15 protein-coding genes, 1 tRNA gene and 1 pseudogene are annotated in these 16,905 nt (G+C 42.4%); 9 read left to right on the top strand and 8 right to left on the bottom strand.

Translation table 11 applies throughout. The annotated features are described in order from the left end of the window. Positions 1-14: 14 nt before the first annotated feature. From queF to PTT44_RS06590, 3 genes are read right to left on the bottom strand one after another with little or no spacing between them, the layout of a single operon-like run. Positions 15-827, bottom strand: a complete 813-nt coding sequence (queF, locus tag PTT44_RS06600; protein ID WP_168158078.1) for an NADPH-dependent 7-cyano-7-deazaguanine reductase QueF — start codon at positions 825-827, stop codon at positions 15-17. Further along, positions 827-1,600 (bottom strand): ABC transporter permease, encoded by a 774-nt coding sequence (locus tag PTT44_RS06595; protein WP_004982514.1) that lies wholly within the window; start codon positions 1,598-1,600, stop codon positions 827-829. The genes queF and PTT44_RS06595 overlap by 1 nt, the downstream gene beginning before the upstream one ends. Beyond that, positions 1,597-2,532 carry an ABC transporter ATP-binding protein gene (locus tag PTT44_RS06590; RefSeq protein WP_168158077.1) on the bottom strand — a complete coding sequence of 312 codons (936 nt, stop codon included), beginning with the start codon at positions 2,530-2,532 and terminating at the stop codon, positions 1,597-1,599. The genes PTT44_RS06595 and PTT44_RS06590 overlap by 4 nt, the downstream gene beginning before the upstream one ends. 178 nt (positions 2,533-2,710) lie before the next feature. On the opposite strand from PTT44_RS06590, the gene PTT44_RS06585 reads away from it, so the two are divergent. Continuing rightward, a tRNA-Arg gene (locus PTT44_RS06585) sits at positions 2,711-2,786 on the top strand. Positions 2,787-2,937: 151 nt separating this feature from the next. Here PTT44_RS06585 and PTT44_RS06580 read toward each other — a convergent pair. From PTT44_RS06580 to moaA, 4 genes and pseudogenes are all read right to left on the bottom strand, one after another. Beyond that, positions 2,938-3,057, bottom strand: a pseudogene (locus tag PTT44_RS06580) (molybdenum cofactor guanylyltransferase); the annotation flags it as partial. 124 nt (positions 3,058-3,181) lie between these two features. After that, the gene (locus PTT44_RS06575; RefSeq protein WP_168158076.1) at positions 3,182-4,399 is read right to left on the bottom strand and encodes a molybdopterin molybdotransferase MoeA; all 1,218 of its coding nucleotides are present in this window, start codon (positions 4,397-4,399) and stop codon (positions 3,182-3,184) included. Further along, entirely contained in the window at positions 4,396-5,319 is a 924-nt protein-coding gene (gene moaCB / locus PTT44_RS06570) for a bifunctional molybdenum cofactor biosynthesis protein MoaC/MoaB (RefSeq protein WP_168158075.1), read from the bottom strand. The genes PTT44_RS06575 and moaCB overlap by 4 nt, the downstream gene beginning before the upstream one ends. A 139-nt stretch (positions 5,320-5,458) precedes the next feature. Beyond that, positions 5,459-6,448, bottom strand: coding sequence for a GTP 3',8-cyclase MoaA (gene moaA, locus PTT44_RS06565; protein ID WP_168158074.1), 990 nt, complete (start codon positions 6,446-6,448; stop codon positions 5,459-5,461). A gap of 376 nt (positions 6,449-6,824) precedes the next feature. Between moaA and PTT44_RS06560 the strand changes: the two genes are divergently transcribed. The 6 genes from PTT44_RS06560 (at position 6,825) to PTT44_RS06535 (ending at position 12,897) form a co-directional block, all read left to right on the top strand. Further along, positions 6,825-9,236, top strand: a complete 2,412-nt coding sequence (locus PTT44_RS06560; protein WP_273795570.1) for an FdhF/YdeP family oxidoreductase — start codon at positions 6,825-6,827, stop codon at positions 9,234-9,236. Positions 9,237-9,327: 91 nt separating this feature from the next. Then, the gene (gene fdhD / locus PTT44_RS06555) at positions 9,328-10,128 is read left to right on the top strand and encodes a formate dehydrogenase accessory sulfurtransferase FdhD (RefSeq protein ID WP_273795569.1); all 801 of its coding nucleotides are present in this window, start codon (positions 9,328-9,330) and stop codon (positions 10,126-10,128) included. An 84-nt stretch (positions 10,129-10,212) separates the two neighbouring features. Further along, complete coding sequence (locus tag PTT44_RS06550) at positions 10,213-10,563, top strand: winged helix-turn-helix domain-containing protein (protein WP_168158071.1); 351 nt, start codon at positions 10,213-10,215, stop codon at positions 10,561-10,563. A gap of 267 nt (positions 10,564-10,830) precedes the next feature. Next, positions 10,831-11,583 (top strand): molybdate ABC transporter substrate-binding protein, encoded by a 753-nt coding sequence (gene modA, locus PTT44_RS06545; protein WP_252726092.1) that lies wholly within the window; start codon positions 10,831-10,833, stop codon positions 11,581-11,583. Next, positions 11,583-12,275: a molybdate ABC transporter permease subunit gene (gene modB, locus PTT44_RS06540; protein WP_168158069.1), complete on the top strand. Its 693-nt coding sequence runs from the start codon at positions 11,583-11,585 to the stop codon at positions 12,273-12,275. Before modA ends, modB begins: the two co-directional genes overlap by 1 nt. 4 nt (positions 12,276-12,279) lie before the next feature. After that, positions 12,280-12,897: an ATP-binding cassette domain-containing protein gene (locus PTT44_RS06535; protein ID WP_168158068.1), complete on the top strand. Its 618-nt coding sequence runs from the start codon at positions 12,280-12,282 to the stop codon at positions 12,895-12,897. Positions 12,898-12,975: 78 nt separating this feature from the next. Here the strand turns inward: PTT44_RS06535 and PTT44_RS06530 are convergent, their stop codons facing one another. After that, the gene (locus tag PTT44_RS06530) at positions 12,976-14,064 is read right to left on the bottom strand and encodes an AraC family transcriptional regulator (RefSeq protein WP_168158067.1); all 1,089 of its coding nucleotides are present in this window, start codon (positions 14,062-14,064) and stop codon (positions 12,976-12,978) included. A 156-nt stretch (positions 14,065-14,220) separates the two neighbouring features. Here PTT44_RS06530 and PTT44_RS06525 point away from each other — a divergent pair, with 156 nt between their 5' ends. After that, positions 14,221-15,501, top strand: a complete 1,281-nt coding sequence (locus PTT44_RS06525; protein ID WP_168158066.1) for a D-arabinono-1,4-lactone oxidase — start codon at positions 14,221-14,223, stop codon at positions 15,499-15,501. Between the two features lie 197 nt (positions 15,502-15,698). Further along, positions 15,699-16,862, top strand: a complete 1,164-nt coding sequence (locus tag PTT44_RS06520; RefSeq protein WP_168158065.1) for an alanine racemase — start codon at positions 15,699-15,701, stop codon at positions 16,860-16,862. Positions 16,863-16,905: the final 43 nt, after the last annotated feature.

The following is a 16,905-nucleotide window of genomic DNA, read 5'->3' as shown; positions in this document are numbered from 1 at the left end:
CAATGTTCTTTATTTTATTGTCGCGCCAATCGAATTGGGCGGGGCATCCATGACACATCTGACACACGACAAGGGTTAATGTCTAAACCACCACGGCGTGTATAAGCTGCGTACACCATCAGCTTTTCAGGTTTCAAATTTTGCCAAATATCGGCAAATATTTGTTCCACACATTGTTCGTGGAAACCGTTGTGCTGACGATAAGAGATAATATAAGCCAGTATGCTGTTATAACAAGGCTTTTTACCTTTATATCGGATAAATACCGTGCCCCAATCAGGTTGTCCAGTGACTGGGCAGTTACTTCTGAGTAAATGTGAGTAAATCTGTACTTCAACATCTTCCGCAGTATCATCTAATGCCAATAGATTTGCATTGGGATGATTTTCCAATTGGGTCGGAGTCAGTTCATCAATACAGATACCTTCAGGTTGACTAATTTCCACATCATCGACATGAAAAAGATCAATATTCACATCTGCGCCAGCCGCTGCCGATAAATCCTGTTCGACTGTTTCTTTAAACGTAGCTTTAGACTCAAACTGAGTAAAGTTCATGCTATTAAAGTAAAGTTTTAATGACTTTGACTCAATGAGGTTGGGCGAGGTGGCAGGCAGATTGATGCGACCAATGGCAACTTGCGGAACACCATGGTTATTTAACCAAGAAATTTCAAAAACATGCCACCAGTCTTTACCTTGTTGAATACCTTCAACATGTGCATAGTGCTCACGTGCTGTAGCACGGGCTATAGGAAAAAGAATATCGGGTTGATAAGTTGTAGGGTAATTGGTGTCTTTACCCAAAAGAGAATGTTCTACACTCATTATTCACGCATTCCTGAACCACGAGAAAGTAAATAGTAAGCAATGCCATAAAGCACTGCACAGCATATGGTCATAACAGACAGGGAGACGACGACGTTAACATCGCTATGACCTAAGATGCCGAAACGAAAAGCATTGACCATATATACAATTGGATTGATCAACGATAAATTTTGCCAAAAAGGGCTGAGTGCTGAAATGGCATAAAATACGCCACCTAAATAAGTTAAAGGCGTCAGCACAAAGGTTGGGATGATGGAGATGTCATCAAAAGATTTCGCATACACCGCATTGATAAAACCACCCAGTGAAAATAAGAACGAGGTGACCAAGACGGTGTAAATGGTAACAAACCAATTGGTAATATAAAGGTCAGTAAAAAATAAACTCATAGCCGTCACAATAATACCGACCAAGACCCCGCGACAGACACCGCCTAAAACAAAGCCCCATAAAATGGCATGCAAAGGTACAGGGCTCATGATCAGCTCTTCAATACTTTTTTGAAATTTGGCACTAAAAAAGCTCGAAGAAACGTTAGCATAACTGTTGGTAATCACCGCCATCATAATTAGTCCAGGCACGATGAACTGCATATAGCTAAAACCGCCCATCTCTCCAATACGAGAGCCGACCAAATTACCAAAAATCACAAAGTACAAACTCATGGTAATGGCAGGTGGAAGTAAGGTTTGCGGCCAGATGCGCATAAAGCGGCGAATTTCTTTATGCACCAGAGTATATAAAGCTACGCTAAGTTGATTTAAGTTCATAGCATAGTTCCTTCGAGATTTTTTTCGACCATCTTCACAAACAGTTCTTCTAAACGGTTGGATTTGTTCCGCATACTGCGGACTTGGATTCCTTGCGATTCGAGTAATTGAAATAAGTCATTGAGGGTGTGCGCTCTATCCATAGTCACTTCTAAAGTCACGGCATCGACTAAATGAAAACGAACGCCAATGATGTCGATATGAATCGGTTCAATCGGTACTGCCAAATCAAAAATAAAGGTTTCTTCATTGAGTTGATTGAGGAAATTTTTCATGCTGGTGTCTTCTTTAATGACACCACGGTCAATAATGGCAATTCGACGACACAGCATTTCTGCTTCTTCTAAATAATGTGTGGTTAAAATGATCGATGTGCCTTTATTGTTCATTTCTGTGAGGAAGTCCCACATCGAACGACGTAGCTCAATATCAACCCCTGCTGTGGGTTCATCTAAAATAAGGAGTTTCGGTTCATGCATCATGGCACGAGCAATCATCAGGCGGCGTTTCATACCGCCTGAAAGCATACGGGCTTGAACGCCGCGTTTTTCCCATAGGCCGAGTTTTTCTAAATATTCTTCGGCACGAACTTCCGCAATTTTTTTAGGAATACCATAATAGCCCGCTTGTGTGACTAAAATATCGAAGGTTTTTTCAAACTGACCGAAGTTAAACTCTTGAGGTACAACTCCTAAGCACTGTTTAGCTTGAGAGGGGTGTGTATCGAGATTATGTCCAAAGATTTCGACAGTGCCAGAGGTTTTCTTGGTCAATGAGCTGATAATACCAATCGTTGTAGATTTGCCTGCACCATTTGGTCCAAGTAGGGCATAGAACTCGCCTTCAGGAACAGTTAAATCGATGCCTTTTAAGGCCTGAAACCCATTTTTATAGGTTTTGGACAAATCTCTTAACGTCAATGCATCAGTCATGAAATTCTCGAATGATTAATAGTGGCACTATTGTGAGCGATTATGCCTAATAAACCAAGTAATCTACTCGCAATTCTGTGTTGCAGATATGGAACATTGTATAAAGCATAAGCAGGAAAATCACTCTAAGCTATATAGATGCTTTACCTTGTGATTTTTTTTGATATGATGTGCTCGCGCGCTCATAGCTCAACTGGATAGAGTACAGGTCTCCGAAGCCTGTGGCGTGGGTTCGAGTCCCGCTGAGCGCACCATTTACTTATTTCAATACATACCAAAATAACCTCAAACACCTATAAATACTGTATTATCTGCCTTTTTCTTGTTTCAATTTGTTCCATACTGTACCGCTATAATCCATTTTTTTAGGGGCTATGCTTAGCAGTACATCAAAACAATAGTCTAAAATCTTTGCAAAAGCTTATTGACCCCATTCATTCGTGTGGCTTTCCCACCCGCTAAAATCACCAGTGTTGTTGCTGGAGTGTTGTTGCTGGGTTGTTTTGCATGCCTTTGATCTAACATCCGTGTATAGGGGGAGCAATAACGATCGTTCAATATTGAGATGTACGGTCTAAGACAAAGCTGTCCAAGCCTTAGACCGTGTGCAAAAAAGCACTTGGTTTGTATCACTATCCAATCGATGTTCTTAGATCGAGATGAAATCGACATAGTCTAATGTTATAGGGACATCAGATCGAGCAGGGATTCGAACTATGCTATTGGCTCGATTTAAATTACTGAGCATGTGGGATTGTTGTTTGCCGAGTTTGGAAACGGTTAATTGTCCAAACTCATTAACATCTAATACCATGCGAACCAGTTGCTCACGGCTGTCTTGTTTAATGCTGTCGTTGAAACGAGCTTTTTTCCAAGCGGGTGCAGGAGACGTAATTCCCTGTAAAGCCGCTAATAGTGTCGATACATGTACAGCAAGACAGGTGAGCACAGCAGCAGGGTTCCCGGGCAAACCAATCAAATAAGAATGATGACGGTCTGTTTGATATTCAGCAAAATACAGCGGTTTACCCGGTTTTTGTGCAACTTGCCAGAAAATCTCTTTTGCACCTAAAGCCATTGAAACAGGTCGAATCAAGTCATAATCGCCAACCGAAACACCGCCTGTAGTAATGACCACATCATAATGATTCATGGCATTCGAGAGCGCTTGTGTGAGTATCTTTTCATCATCAATCACATGCTCTAAATAAACTTCAGCAAAACCGTGTTCTTTGAGCCAAGTACGGATCATTGGCGCATTGGCATCGAACACTTTAGATTGATTGTCCAGTTGCGTACTGACTTCATCACCAGTAATAAGCACTGCAATTTTAGGTTGGCGATAAACCTCGACATGCTGAACCCCCGCCATACTGAGTGCTGCAATTAAACCGCTGCCTAAACGCTGGCCTTGCTGTGCAAGTGTTGTCCCGATGGACAACTCCTCACCTTGATAACGAATGTCTGCGCCTTTGTCCAAAGCTTGGGTTAGAGTCGCTTGATCATGGCTACGCGTGATAATTTCCTGTCGAGCCACAGTATCTGCTGAGTTTGGCAGCTTGCCCCCAGTAAAAATACGAACGGTTTGACCTGCTTGAATCTCAATATGTTCTTCAACACCTGCACGAATTTCACCAACCAATTCAAAGCTGGTAATTCCAGCTTGCAAGTCTTCAGAGCGCAGCGCATAGCCGTCAACCGCACTTTGGGTAAATAGAGGCAAGGCAACTGTTGATAAAACATCTGCCGCTAAAACATGTCTATGCGCCTGTACTAAAGGCATAGTAACGACAGGCAATGTTTGGACGGCGCTATAGTGTTCAAGAGCTTGATCGAGTGTAATTAAACCAACGCCAGAGCAACTCATTCATAGCCTCCCGGATGGGGTAGATCACGGCAGACATCAAAAATATGAACCAAAGCAGGTAAAATGGCTGCCATAGATTCGCTTGCACCGCCACGGCTGCCCGGAAGGGTAATTACCAATGAACGGTCGATAAAACCTGCAACGCCACGTGACATCGCAGCATAAGGGGTACGTTTTTGTCCGAAAGCACGTGCAGCTTCCATCAGCCCATTGAGCTCACGCTCAAGTAGAGGCTCAAGTGTGTCTACTGTAATGTCACGCTTGCCGATACCTGTTCCACCCACAGTAATAATGCAGGCATAAGATTGAGTGAGCTCTAAGACCAATGCTTTTAACTGATCGGCTTCGTCAGGTAAAATTTGATAGTGAATTGGATCAAAACCAGCTTCGGTTAAGGTCTCGACGACGGAGCGGCCAGCAGTATCGGGTTTACGACCTGCGGCAACGGTATCTGATAGAACCAATACTGCCGCAGAAACAGGCTGACGCAAATGACGTTTAAAGTGTGATTTTCCGCCTTTTTTCAGATCGAGTTTACATTGCTGAATGATCAGCTCATGCGGTTCGCAATGTGGTTTGAGCATGTCGTAAATGGTAAGAGCCGCAATACTGGCAGCGGTTAACGCTTCCATTTCTACACCTGTCGGCCCAATCGTTTCAACGGTTGCACGAATAACCACACGGTCGACAAGCAGTTCAAAATCGACATCGGCGCGATAAATAGGTAGCGGATGGCACAGCGGAATCAGTTCATCAGTACGTTTTGCGGCTAAAATCCCAGCAATGCGGGCTGTTTTGAGAGCATCACCTTTTTCGGTATTGCCGTCGGCAAGAAGTTGTAAACAATGTGCAGAGGCAAGCAGTTCAGAGCTTGCAGTTGCAACGCGATAGCTTTCTGGCTTCATGCCAACGTTTTTCATAAAGTATTCCGAAACATTGAAGTGTTGATCTAACATGAAACTGTTCGATCAAGAGAAAAAGTTTATGACGTATTTAGATAACACAAAAATAAAAGCGGATACAGTCGAATGACTGATAAACTCAAAATTAACCAGTTGGTTAGCCCCCTATGGCATGCATACTGATTTTGCGTGTTGGGGCGTGTCGATGTTCAATAAACCCTGCTTTTTTATGCCATACCGCGTTCAGAATCTGGGCTTGTAATAAAGCGGGATCTTTTTGTTGAAGTAAATGACGTAGCGGTGTTCCAGTATTGGCAAATAAACAGGTAAAAAGCTCTCCCGTTGCAGTAATACGTAAACGGTCACAGCTTTGACAGAATGGAATGCCTAATGTGTACTGATCATTGAGCAGATAAATGGTTGCAGGGTCATGTTGTCTGGCTTGTTTCTGAATCTGAAAATGGGGTTCAAGTGTTTGGATAATGTCATCTTCAGTGATGACTTTTTGAGGCTGCCAGTGCTCAGGTTGATCTAAAGGCATATATTCAATAAAACGTAATGCGATCTTCTGTTGATAAGCCCATTGGGTCAGTTCAAGCACTTCATGATCATTTTGTCCTGCCACCAAAACACAGTTTAATTTTATCGGGAGATTGGCTTGTTGAGCTGCAGCGATGCCTTCGAGAACAGGTGCTATCGGACGTTTGGTCATGTTCATAAACGTGTCTGCATGAATGCTATCGAGGCTGATATTAAGATCATCTAGTCCTGCTTCTTTTAGCGCTCGTGCATACTTGTTTAAATAGAAAGCATTACTGGTCATGGAAATACGTTCTAAACCCTGTGGTTTGAGCCGATTCAAAGCATCAATAAAATTGACTACGCCTTGACGCATCAAAGGCTCACCACCTGTTAAGCGGATGTGCCGAATGCCTAGCCCCACCATCATTTCACAAAAGGTTAAAAGCTCTTCAAAGCTCAAGATGTCTTTTTTTGCCAACCATTCCGGCCTATCGGGCATGCAATAACTACAACGAAAGTTACAACGATCTGTCAGTGAGATTCGGAGTTTATGTTTATGACGGCCAAATTGATCGATCAGTTGCGCTGACCTATGTTCTAAGCGTGTAGTCGTCGAACCGTCCATAGTCGCTCCACCTCGTATTTACATACGATTTAGTTTTTATAAACGAGAGTATGAAATGTTTTATTTCAAAGATCAAACGGCGTCTTGAAGTTGTTTAGTTCATTCATTTTCAAAAAATGAGAGGGTATTCCTCGAACACGATCCATCAAGTCATTGTCTTTTGTAATAATTCATCTATTGAAATTGCATACTAAAAGGGGGATATTTTTGATCAGAAGTGTTTTGGAATTGTGCCAAGAAACGTAGGCATGATGAATAAGAAAAGAGCAATAAAAAAGGGTTGAGCAATCCAAATCGCTTGCAAGTATGAGCAAAGCGAACAGTGAATTGATCATTGCAGAACTTTTTACCGAAGATAAATATTGAGGGCGGTGAGATGGAAAACACTGAAGAGAAAAAGCATGACGATGAAGAAACCAGCTATGCACGAATAAAGCCTTATACCAATCCTGCGGGCGGATGGGGCGCATTGTTAAGTGTTGCAAGAAACTTAAAGCGACAGGAAGTTTTCAAAAAAGGTGCGATTACGCTTCTCAATATTAACCAACCCACGGGTTTTGACTGTCCAGGATGTGCATGGCCTGAAAAGAAAGATGCACATGCCTTTAACTTTTGTGAAAACGGTGCAAAAGCCGTTGCCTTTGAAGCCACTTCCAAACGTGTTACACCTGAATTTTTCGCAACCCATACAGTCAGTTGGCTGTCTGAACAAAGTGATTTCTTGCTTGAAGATTCAGGTCGTCTAACCGACCCAATGCGCTATGACAGCGCGACTGATAAATATGTGCCCATCTCGTGGGATGATGCTTTTGCCTTAATCGCAAAACATTTACAAGCCTTGGATCATCCAGATCAAGCGGCATTTTATACTTCTGGCCGTGCCAGTAATGAAGCAGCATTTCTGTATCAACTCTTTGTCCGTGCTTATGGAACCAATAACTTCCCAGACTGTTCCAATATGTGCCATGAGACCACCAGTGTTGGCTTACGTGACTCAATTGGTTTGGGTAAGGGAACGGTGACTTTAGAAGATTTTGATATCGCCGATGCGATTTTCAGTTTTGGGCATAATCCGGGCACCAACCATCCGCGGATGTTGGGGACTTTACGTGAAGTGTCGCGCCGTGGTGGCAATATCGTTGCCATTAACCCCTTAAAAGAACGTGGTTTAGAACGTTTCCAAGATCCTCAAGCACCTGTTGAGATGATGACCAATGGCAGTACACCTATTAGTCGTTATTATTTCCAACCCAACGTGGGCGGTGACTATGCACTCATGTTCGGGATGCTGAAACATTTACGTGAGTGGGATATTCAAGCACTGGCAGAAGGAAAAAAGAGCGTGTTTGACCGATCTTTTATCGAAATGAATACAGTCGGTTTCGATGCCATGATGGAAGAAATAGATCGTACTGCATGGTCCGATATTCATGCACATACGGGACTTAGCCCTGAGCATTTAGAATCTTTAGCTAAAATGTATTTGGATGCCAAAACGGCCATTTTCTGTTGGGGCATGGGGATTACACAGCACCGGCACGGGACTGCGAATGTACATATGCTCGCGAACTTAATGTTGGCAAGAGGGCATATTGGTAGTCCAGGGGCAGGCTTAGCACCGATTCGTGGGCACAGTAATGTGCAGGGCGATCGAACCATGGGGATCAATGAACGACCAAGCCCAAAATTGCTGGATAGTCTGGACCGAGTATTCGGCATTAAGTCGCCACGTGAACATGGTTTTGGCGTGGTGGATACCATTAAGGCCATGTATGAAGGTGGTGTAAAAGTTTTTATTGGTTTAGGTGGTAATTTTGCTGTTGCCACTCCAGATACACCGTATACACAAGAAGGCTTACGTCGTTGTGATTTGACGGTACAGATTGCAACGAAGTTGAATCGTAGCCATTTGGTTTGTGGTAAAGAGGCATTACTTTTACCCTGTTTGGGCCGTACCGAAGTTGATATGCAACAGCATGGGCCGCAGGCAGTGAGTGTTGAAGACTCCATGAGTAATGTGCATCTTTCAGCAGGGCCTAATGAGCCTGCTTCTAAGAATCTACTTTCAGAGCCTGACATTGTGGCGCGTATGGCGGCAGCCGTCTTACCAGACAGTGATATCAAGTGGAAATGGTATGTAGAAAGTTATGACCGTATTCGAGATTCGATTGAAGATGTGTTTGATGAATTCCATGATTTTAATGCACGTGTCTATCAGCCGGGTGGCTTTCACTTAGAGCATCCAGCCAATCAGCATGTATGGAATACGCCTGCAGGCAAGGCACAGTTTTTAATTACGCCGTTGGCTGAAGTGTATGCCGATAAAGAGAATAAATACGCTGAACAATATACAGGGGCCAAAGTCTATACTCTAATGACCACACGCTCTCATGACCAATACAACACAACCTTGTATGGACTCGATGACCGTTATCGTGGGGTATTTGGTCAGCGCCGTGTCTTGTTTATGAATGCAGAAGATATCGCTGCGGCTGGTTTTGTTGCAGATCAATGGGTGGATATCGAAAGTATTTATTCGGACGGTGTTAAACGTGTGGTTCAAAGCTTCCGTATCGTACCGTATAACATTCCACGAGGTAGCCTCGCAGCCTATTATCCGGAGACCAATCCATTGGTTGCACTCAGTAGCCATGATAAATACGCCAAAATACCGGCGTCGAAAAGCGTGCCTGTGATTTTGCATGCAGGCCAAGCGCCTGAACATTTCAACTTGGCACAAACGGTTGATCCTGAAGATGCCAATCAGATCGTGAATCGAGTAGGCTAGTTGATTCAATGCTGAAATGACGCCTGATTTGCAGGTGTCATTTTTTTCATGATTGAAGGGTTGAGTGTTTAGGGAAGATTGGAAAATTATTATGGATATTCGGGGGTCTAAGTTGAGTTCTCTGGGCTATGAAACAGTTGATATTCAGCGTTTAAGTGAAAATAGAGCTGTTGAACAATCTGATTTTGTGGTGCAAGAATACCCTATTGCTTTGGTTTATAATGATATTTCCCATGCAGTAATGATGGCGACTCCAGCAGATATTGAGGTTTTTGCGAAAGGTTTTAGCTTGTCTGAAGGTATTTTGACGAGTTTGAAAGAGCTTTACTCTTTAGACATATACGAAACGGAATTTGTGATCCAAGTCGAAATGACGATTTCTACTCGGGCCTTTATGGCGCTCAAACAATATCGACGGATGATGGTTGGACGCACGGGTTGTGGGCTCTGTGGAATTGAAAGCTTGCAGCAGCTTCATTTGGATTTACCTCAAATTACCACGCAAGTTACTGAGTCATGGTTAGTTCAAATTCCCCAAGCCATTGCTCAACTCAATACCCGACAGAAAATCACCCAAATGACGGGTGGTGCACATGCGGCTGCATGGGTTGAAGCAGGGGAAATAGTGGCTTTGTTTGAGGATGTAGGCCGACACAATGCTTTAGATAAACTATTGGGTTATATTTCAGAACATCATTATGATGTAAATCAAGGTTTTGTGGTGATGACCAGCCGCGCCAGTTATGAGTTGATTCGTAAGTGTGCTCAACTGAATATTGCCTTGCTGGCGTGTATTTCAGCTCCAACCAGTATGGCGATTAATATGGCAAAGCAGTCAGGGTTGACCCTAGCGAGTTTTTGCCGCGGTAATGGTTTTGTTTTATATACTTGATATTCAAAATTTTGCTGTATAAAAAGTAAAAGGTTTTTCTTTAGGTCATCTGTGTCGATGACAGGTCTTTATTTGAGTGAATGTATGCAGGACGTCAAATTAAAATTACAGCTCAGAATACTTCTCAATCAAGACATTGCATTTGGGCCGGGTAAGGCCGAGTTATTGGAAGAAATTCGCCGTACAGGTTCAATTTCTCAAGCTGCAAAAAGTATGAATATGAGTTACCGCCGTGCATGGCAGTTGGTTGAAACTATGAATCATAGCTTTCAGTCAGGATTGGTCGAAACTCAAAAAGGTGGAACGCATGGGGGTGGGGCAAAACTCACAGACTTGGGCGAAAGTATTTTAAGTCAATTTAGACAGATGGAAATAAAAGCACGCCTTGCAATTGAACAGGATTTTGCAGAAATAGCTCGACACCTTAAACCATAATCTAGTCAGGTCAGCTAGATCCTTCTCATATTGATTCATGGCATACATGAATAAGCTTCCTCTATTTGATAAAACCTCTTATCTACTCACTCGATTGTAAGAGCAGTATCAGTCACGTGATTAAGATACAAACACTTTAACTTGAACGATAAATAATCTGTTTCTAGAATTGACGTTGCTTGTGTATCCATATATTTTTGAAAACATATCGGTCAATTTATAACGCTTAAGGGGAACATGGTGCTGCTTAATTTTAAGAATAAGTATATGCAATATGCGATGTTATGTTGTGGTTTGACTCTTGGGGTACAGGTACATGCAGAGCAAGCCATTACCGTTTATGCAGCAGCCAGCTTGACCAATGCTATAGCAGATGTCGATGCAATGTTTGAACAACAAAAAAGAGTACGCGTGAAAACCTCTTATGCAGGCTCGTCGACCTTGGCCAAGCAAATTGAAGCGGGTGCACCTGCGGATGTTTTTATTTCGGCAGATGAACAATGGATGAATTATCTGCAAAATAAAAAGTTAATTGTACCGAATAAACGTGTGAATTTATTGGGCAATCGTCTTGTTCTGATTTCTCCAAAAGCTAAGCCCGTCAAAATAAAAATGGATAAAAGTTTTGATGCTTCTACCGCTTTTCAAGGCAAGCTTTGTACAGGGGACACCAAAAGTGTCCCAGTCGGAAAATATGGGAAACAAGCACTGACCGCATTGGGGTGGTGGTCAAAACTTGAACCAAGATTGGTTGAAACTGAAGATGTCAGAGCTGCGCTCAACTTTGTAGCACGTGGTGAATGTCAGCTTGGCATTGTCTATGCAACCGATGCTGCCATCAGTAAAGATGTCACCGTCGTTGGCGTTTTTCCTATCAGCAGCCATACCCCGATTGTTTATCCCTTAGGTCTTGTCAAAAATAATCCAGATGCACTAGCGTTTTATCAGTTTGTACAGAGTAAACAAGCACATGCAGTCTTTAAAAAATATGGCTTTACCGTTTTATCTGCTGCCAAGTGATGATGTTTTCTTTATCGGCTGAAGAGATAGAGGTACTCAAGTTATCCTGCCAAGTGGCTGCAACCTGTTTGGCATTTAGCCTGATCCCTGCGTTGGCGGTGGGTTGGGTTTTGGCACGTAAAGAGTTTTTTGGCAAATCATTATTTGAAACCTTTATTTTCCTACCTTTGGTGCTGCCACCTGTAGTGCCAGGATATTTGCTGTTACAGGTTTTTGGAGGAAACGGAATACTGGGTAAATATCTTGAGCCCTTTGGACTCAATTTTGCATTTAACTGGAAAGGCGCAGTTTTGGCCTCAGCCGTGATGGGCTTTCCACTCTTGGTTCAATCGATTCGTTTGGCCATAGAGTTGGTGGATCAACGGCTAGAAATGGCGGCGAAAACGCTCGGTGCTTCCTCCTTGGGCACTTTTTTTTATGTCACTTTGCCTTTAGCCAGCAGTGGCATATTGGTGGGGGCAATTTTATGTTTTTGTCGCAGTCTGGGCGAGTTTGGCGCAACTATTACCTTTGTCGGTAATATTGCAGGGGAGACCAGAACTTTGCCCTTGGCCATGTATAGCTTGATGCAGCAACCCGACACAGAACAAGCGGTCTGGCGACTGATTATTCTGTCATTAACTGTGGCATTTTTCGCTTTATGGTTTGCCCAGTGGTTCCATCGTTATCAGAAAAAAAAACGGGGGCATTAAGACGATGATTGACTGTCATATTCAGTTAAATTTAGGCAAATTTAAACTCGATCAGACATTTTCATCTGAACATCCTGTCGTTGGTTTATTTGGAGCATCAGGCTCAGGAAAAACCAGTATTTTGCATGCCATTGCAGGACTCAATACCCCAGAAAATGGCTGGATTAAAATCAATCATCAGACATGGTTCGATGCGAAAAATAAGATCAACTTAAACGTGCAGCAACGTCATGTTGGTTTGGTTTTTCAGGATGCACAACTGTTTCCACATATGACGGTGATGCAAAATTTATTGTTTGGCTATAAGCGCATTCGGCCTGAAAGCCGACGTTTTGATCCCGATTATATTATTGAACTGCTTAAACTTAATCATTTACTCAGTCGTATGCCGACGAAGCTTTCAGGTGGTGAAAAGCAGCGTGTTGCATTAGGTCGGGCGTTATTATATTCGCCAAATTTATTATTATTAGATGAACCATTGTCTGCATTAGATGCTGCACATAAACAGGAAATACTTCCTTTTTTTCAAACCGTCCAACATGAAACCCATATCCCGATGTTGTATGTCAGCCATGATATGGATGAAATTAAGCAGCTGACCGAAGCAGTTTGGTTGCTTTAATTGAACACATTTCAGCTTCAACTTTTAAAGAGAGAACGAATAAAAACAGAAAAAATGGGCCTCCGTATAAGCTTAGGATCATTCGGTACCATTTTTATAAACAGACGGCGCTTGACCTGTCCAGCGTTTAAATGCCCGACGAAATTCACGTACTTCACTAAAACCTAAAGCTTGGCTAATGTCCCCAATGGAGAGATTATTTTTAAGCATCTGTTTCGCTTTTCGCTCTAACACGGTTTGTCGAATTTGCTGAAAACTAATGCCTTCTAGCAATAAGGAACGTCGAAGATGACGCTCACTCATTTGTAAATAGTCTGATGCGAGTTGCATATCAAAGCGCACAGGAAGGTGCTGCTCGATAAGCTGTTCTAATAAATATGCATATTGTGCATTATTGAGCTGATCAATTTCTTGTTGTGCACGTGCACAAATCTGGATGGCAGTTGCATAGTTGGCAGGGCTATAAGTTTTGAGTGGGCGCTCTAGCATACTTCGTTTAAATCGAATGACATTTCTGTCTGCATTAAAGTGAATTGGGCAGGAGACAATTTTTTGATATTCGGCAAGATGCGTGTTCGGAGAATAACTCAGCTCTAACAGAATAATATCTTGATGATCGCCTAGCATGGCATTGAAGCAGGCCATGATGCTACTCAGTAGTTCATCACAGAAAAATATTTTGAGGTTTGTCGGTGTAATATTTTCGATGAACTCTAATTCAATGCTTTCCTCAGAAATTGTAAAGTTCAAGTTTAAAACGCTACCCGAAACTTGATGGTAACGTAAGGCAATCTCTAAGGCATCCGCTACTGTTTTACAGGACTGCATGGCAAAACCTAAAATACCCATGGAAATCAGGCCTTCACTACTGCCAATTTTTAAGCCTAAGTTGGGTTGCTGGCTTGAAACTAAGGCATTTTGAATCACATGACATAACTGAGTAAAACTCACATAGCCATGGGCTTGCTGGATTTGATTGATATTCACGCCTGAATGCTGGAACCACGTGCTGTAATCCCAATACTGCTGTTCTGCATAATGCAGCAGCCCCGCCAATATTGTGGGTGGGATATATTGCCGTGTATGAACGGTATAATTTGACTGTTTAGGCATAAGTCCGTTTTGCCCCCCTGAATATCGATCATTCAACCCTTTTTGGTATCTCATAATTTTGTTTAACTTTCAATATGCCAAAGCGCAGATCAATTCAACATCGTGATGAAAGGAAAATCAAATGAAGCCAAAGGATTGGACAAAGCAAGAAAATCAAATGAGTCGGCTGAGTAAAGTGTATGTACTGGGCGAATGTGGAGTGATTCGTTCATGAAAACTCAAGAGACATATACGTGGTCGAACTGGTCAGGGTTTCAACAGGCTCATCCACAACACATTTTGCACCCTGAGAATGTATTGGAGTTACAGCATATTGTACAAAGTCACCCGAAAATACGGGTTGTGGGGGCAGGACATTCCTTTACCCCCCTAGTATGCACCGATGCAACTTTGGTGTCATTGAACCAAATTTCTGGTGTAGCCTCATCAGATACAGCGCACTGTCGGTGCAGTATTTATGCAGGGACTCGATTGTACAATTTGGATCAATATCTAGAACCCATCAATCAAGCTTTAATGAACCAAGGCGATATTGACCAGCAGAGCCTTGCGGGTGCTGTCTCAACAGGAACACATGGTACGGGTGCAGACTTGCATTGTATTTCAGCTTATGTGGAAGATTTTGAGTTATTAACTGCTTCAGGTGAAATTCTCAACTGTAGTCGCACCAAAAATCCAGAAATCTTTGCGGCTGGACGTGTTTCATTAGGTAGTTTGGGTATCTTGACCAAAATTACCATGCAAAATCGTCCGCGCTTTAAATTGAAGGAACATATTCAGCTTTGTACAGTAGCAGACATGATGCAGTTTATTCAGCAATGGAAGCAACAGCATCGACATATTGAATGTTTTGTTTTTTCCCATGCCGAAAAACTCATGTTAAAAACCTTAGATGAGACAGATGAAGAGCTACAACCCCGTAAAGAAAGCTATCTGTCTGAGGATACGTTGTTAACGGTCTGTTCGGAATTAATTAAAAACGTTCCATCCTTGAATCCTTATGTGCAAAAACTGTTAGGCACTTTTGTTAAGCCAACAACGGCTGTGGATTGGTCAAGCAAGATCTTTCCGACAGTACGTCATACCAAATTTAATGAAATGGAGTATCAGATTCCTGTTGATGACGGTTTGGATTGCTTAGAAGAGGTATTAGCGGCATTGCGACAGCATAAGGTTGCGACCTTTTTTCCGCTCGAGTTTCGTTTTGTCAAAGGAGATGATATTTGGATCAGTCCGTTTTATCAGCAAGACTCCATTTCGATATCGGTACATCAATATCATAAGCAAGACCCACGGTTAATTTTTGATATTGTGGAGCCTATTTTTCAGAAATATAAGGGACGGCCCCATTGGGGAAAAATGCACAGTATGACGGCAACGCAGCTTCGAGATTTATACCCAAAGTGGGATGATTTTCTGGCGTTGCGTCAGCAGCTGGACCCTGAGCGCAAGTTTTTAAACCCTTATTTAGAGCAGTTGTTTCTGGGATGATTGGGGCGATGATTTGAGGTGAGTAGGCTATGGCTAAAGTGTAGGGCTGTACGTGATAGATAGGATGGTTAGTTAAGCGCAAGCCAGATCATGACTTGACCATATTTCAGGTTGATGGCTTTGGCTTTTAGCAATAGGTCATAAGCTTAGTAAGCTGGTTTAAGTTGGCCGCTTTTATTCAGAACAGGACAAAAAGAATGTTGGATCACTATTTTAAAACACTCAATTCAGACTTGAAAACACAAGGGATTGCGACACCCCAACTGATTGTAGATGATGCTGCATTACAACAGAACCTCCAATATATTCAAACGAAGCTCGTTCAGGCGGAACAGTTAAAACCACGTTTAGTGGTCAAATCGTTGGCCAGCCTCGATTTACTCCAGCTGCTGTCGGAGAAATTGAATACACAGCGTTTTATGGTCTTTCATGTGCCACATATCCAGTTGATATTAGAAAATTTCTCTACAGCTGATCTTTTGTTGGGGAAGCCCATGCCTGCCCAAGCAGCTCGCAATTTTTATGCACAAAACTCAGCGTGGACAAAGGCAAATATCCAATGGTTAATCGATACCAAAGAACGCCTGTTGCAATATTTAGAGATAGCCAAAGACTATGCCATAAGTCTGCAAGTGAATATTGAAATTGATGTGGGCCTACATCGGGGTGGGGTGCAGTCTGAAACGCAATTTGCTGAAATGTTAAGCGTGATCCAGCAATATCCACAATATTTAAAACTGTCAGGCTTGATGGGCTACGATGCGCATGTCACTAAAATACCATCAATCATCAAAAAACCAGATCAGGCCTATCAAGAGTCGCAGCAGATTTATTTAAATTATCAAAAGGTCATTCAAACGCACTTTCCAGCCCTTTGGAACAGTGATCTTTGTTTTAATGGTGGCGGTAGTCCGACATTTACTTTTCATGTCTCGAAGAGCGTTTGTAATGATCTCTCTTTTGGTTCGATGCTGCTCAAACCCAGTGATTTTGAAAGTGACTCATTGAAGCCTTTACAGCCGGCGTTATGGATTGCGACTCCGGTGCTGAAAGTTCTGCCTTTTGCACAGTTACCTGCAATGTCTTTATTGAATAAATTACCGCATAAATCCAAAGCACTGTTTATTTATGGTGGTTATTGGCTGGCGGATTATGTTTATCCTAATCAGTGTCGTCCGCATCTATTGTATGGACGGAGCAGTAACCAAGAGTTGGTCAATGTTCCTAGAAATTGCGATATTCAAGTGGACGATTTTGTGTTTTTAAGACCCACACAGAGTGAAGCGATTCTTCCTCAGTTTTCAGAATTAAAACTGTATCAACAGCATGCTTTTGAAACATGGCAAACTTTTCGAGAATAATAAAAGCCACTCAATCGGGTGGCTTTTATTTTATGGACTTAAT

The sequence above is a fragment of the Acinetobacter sp. Gutcm_16 genome, from assembly GCF_028649355.1.
In the GTDB taxonomy this organism is placed as follows: Bacteria; Pseudomonadota; Gammaproteobacteria; order Pseudomonadales; family Moraxellaceae; genus Acinetobacter; species Acinetobacter johnsonii.
Note: the sequence above shows the minus strand (reverse complement) of the source record. Positions and strands in the feature narration are given on the sequence as shown.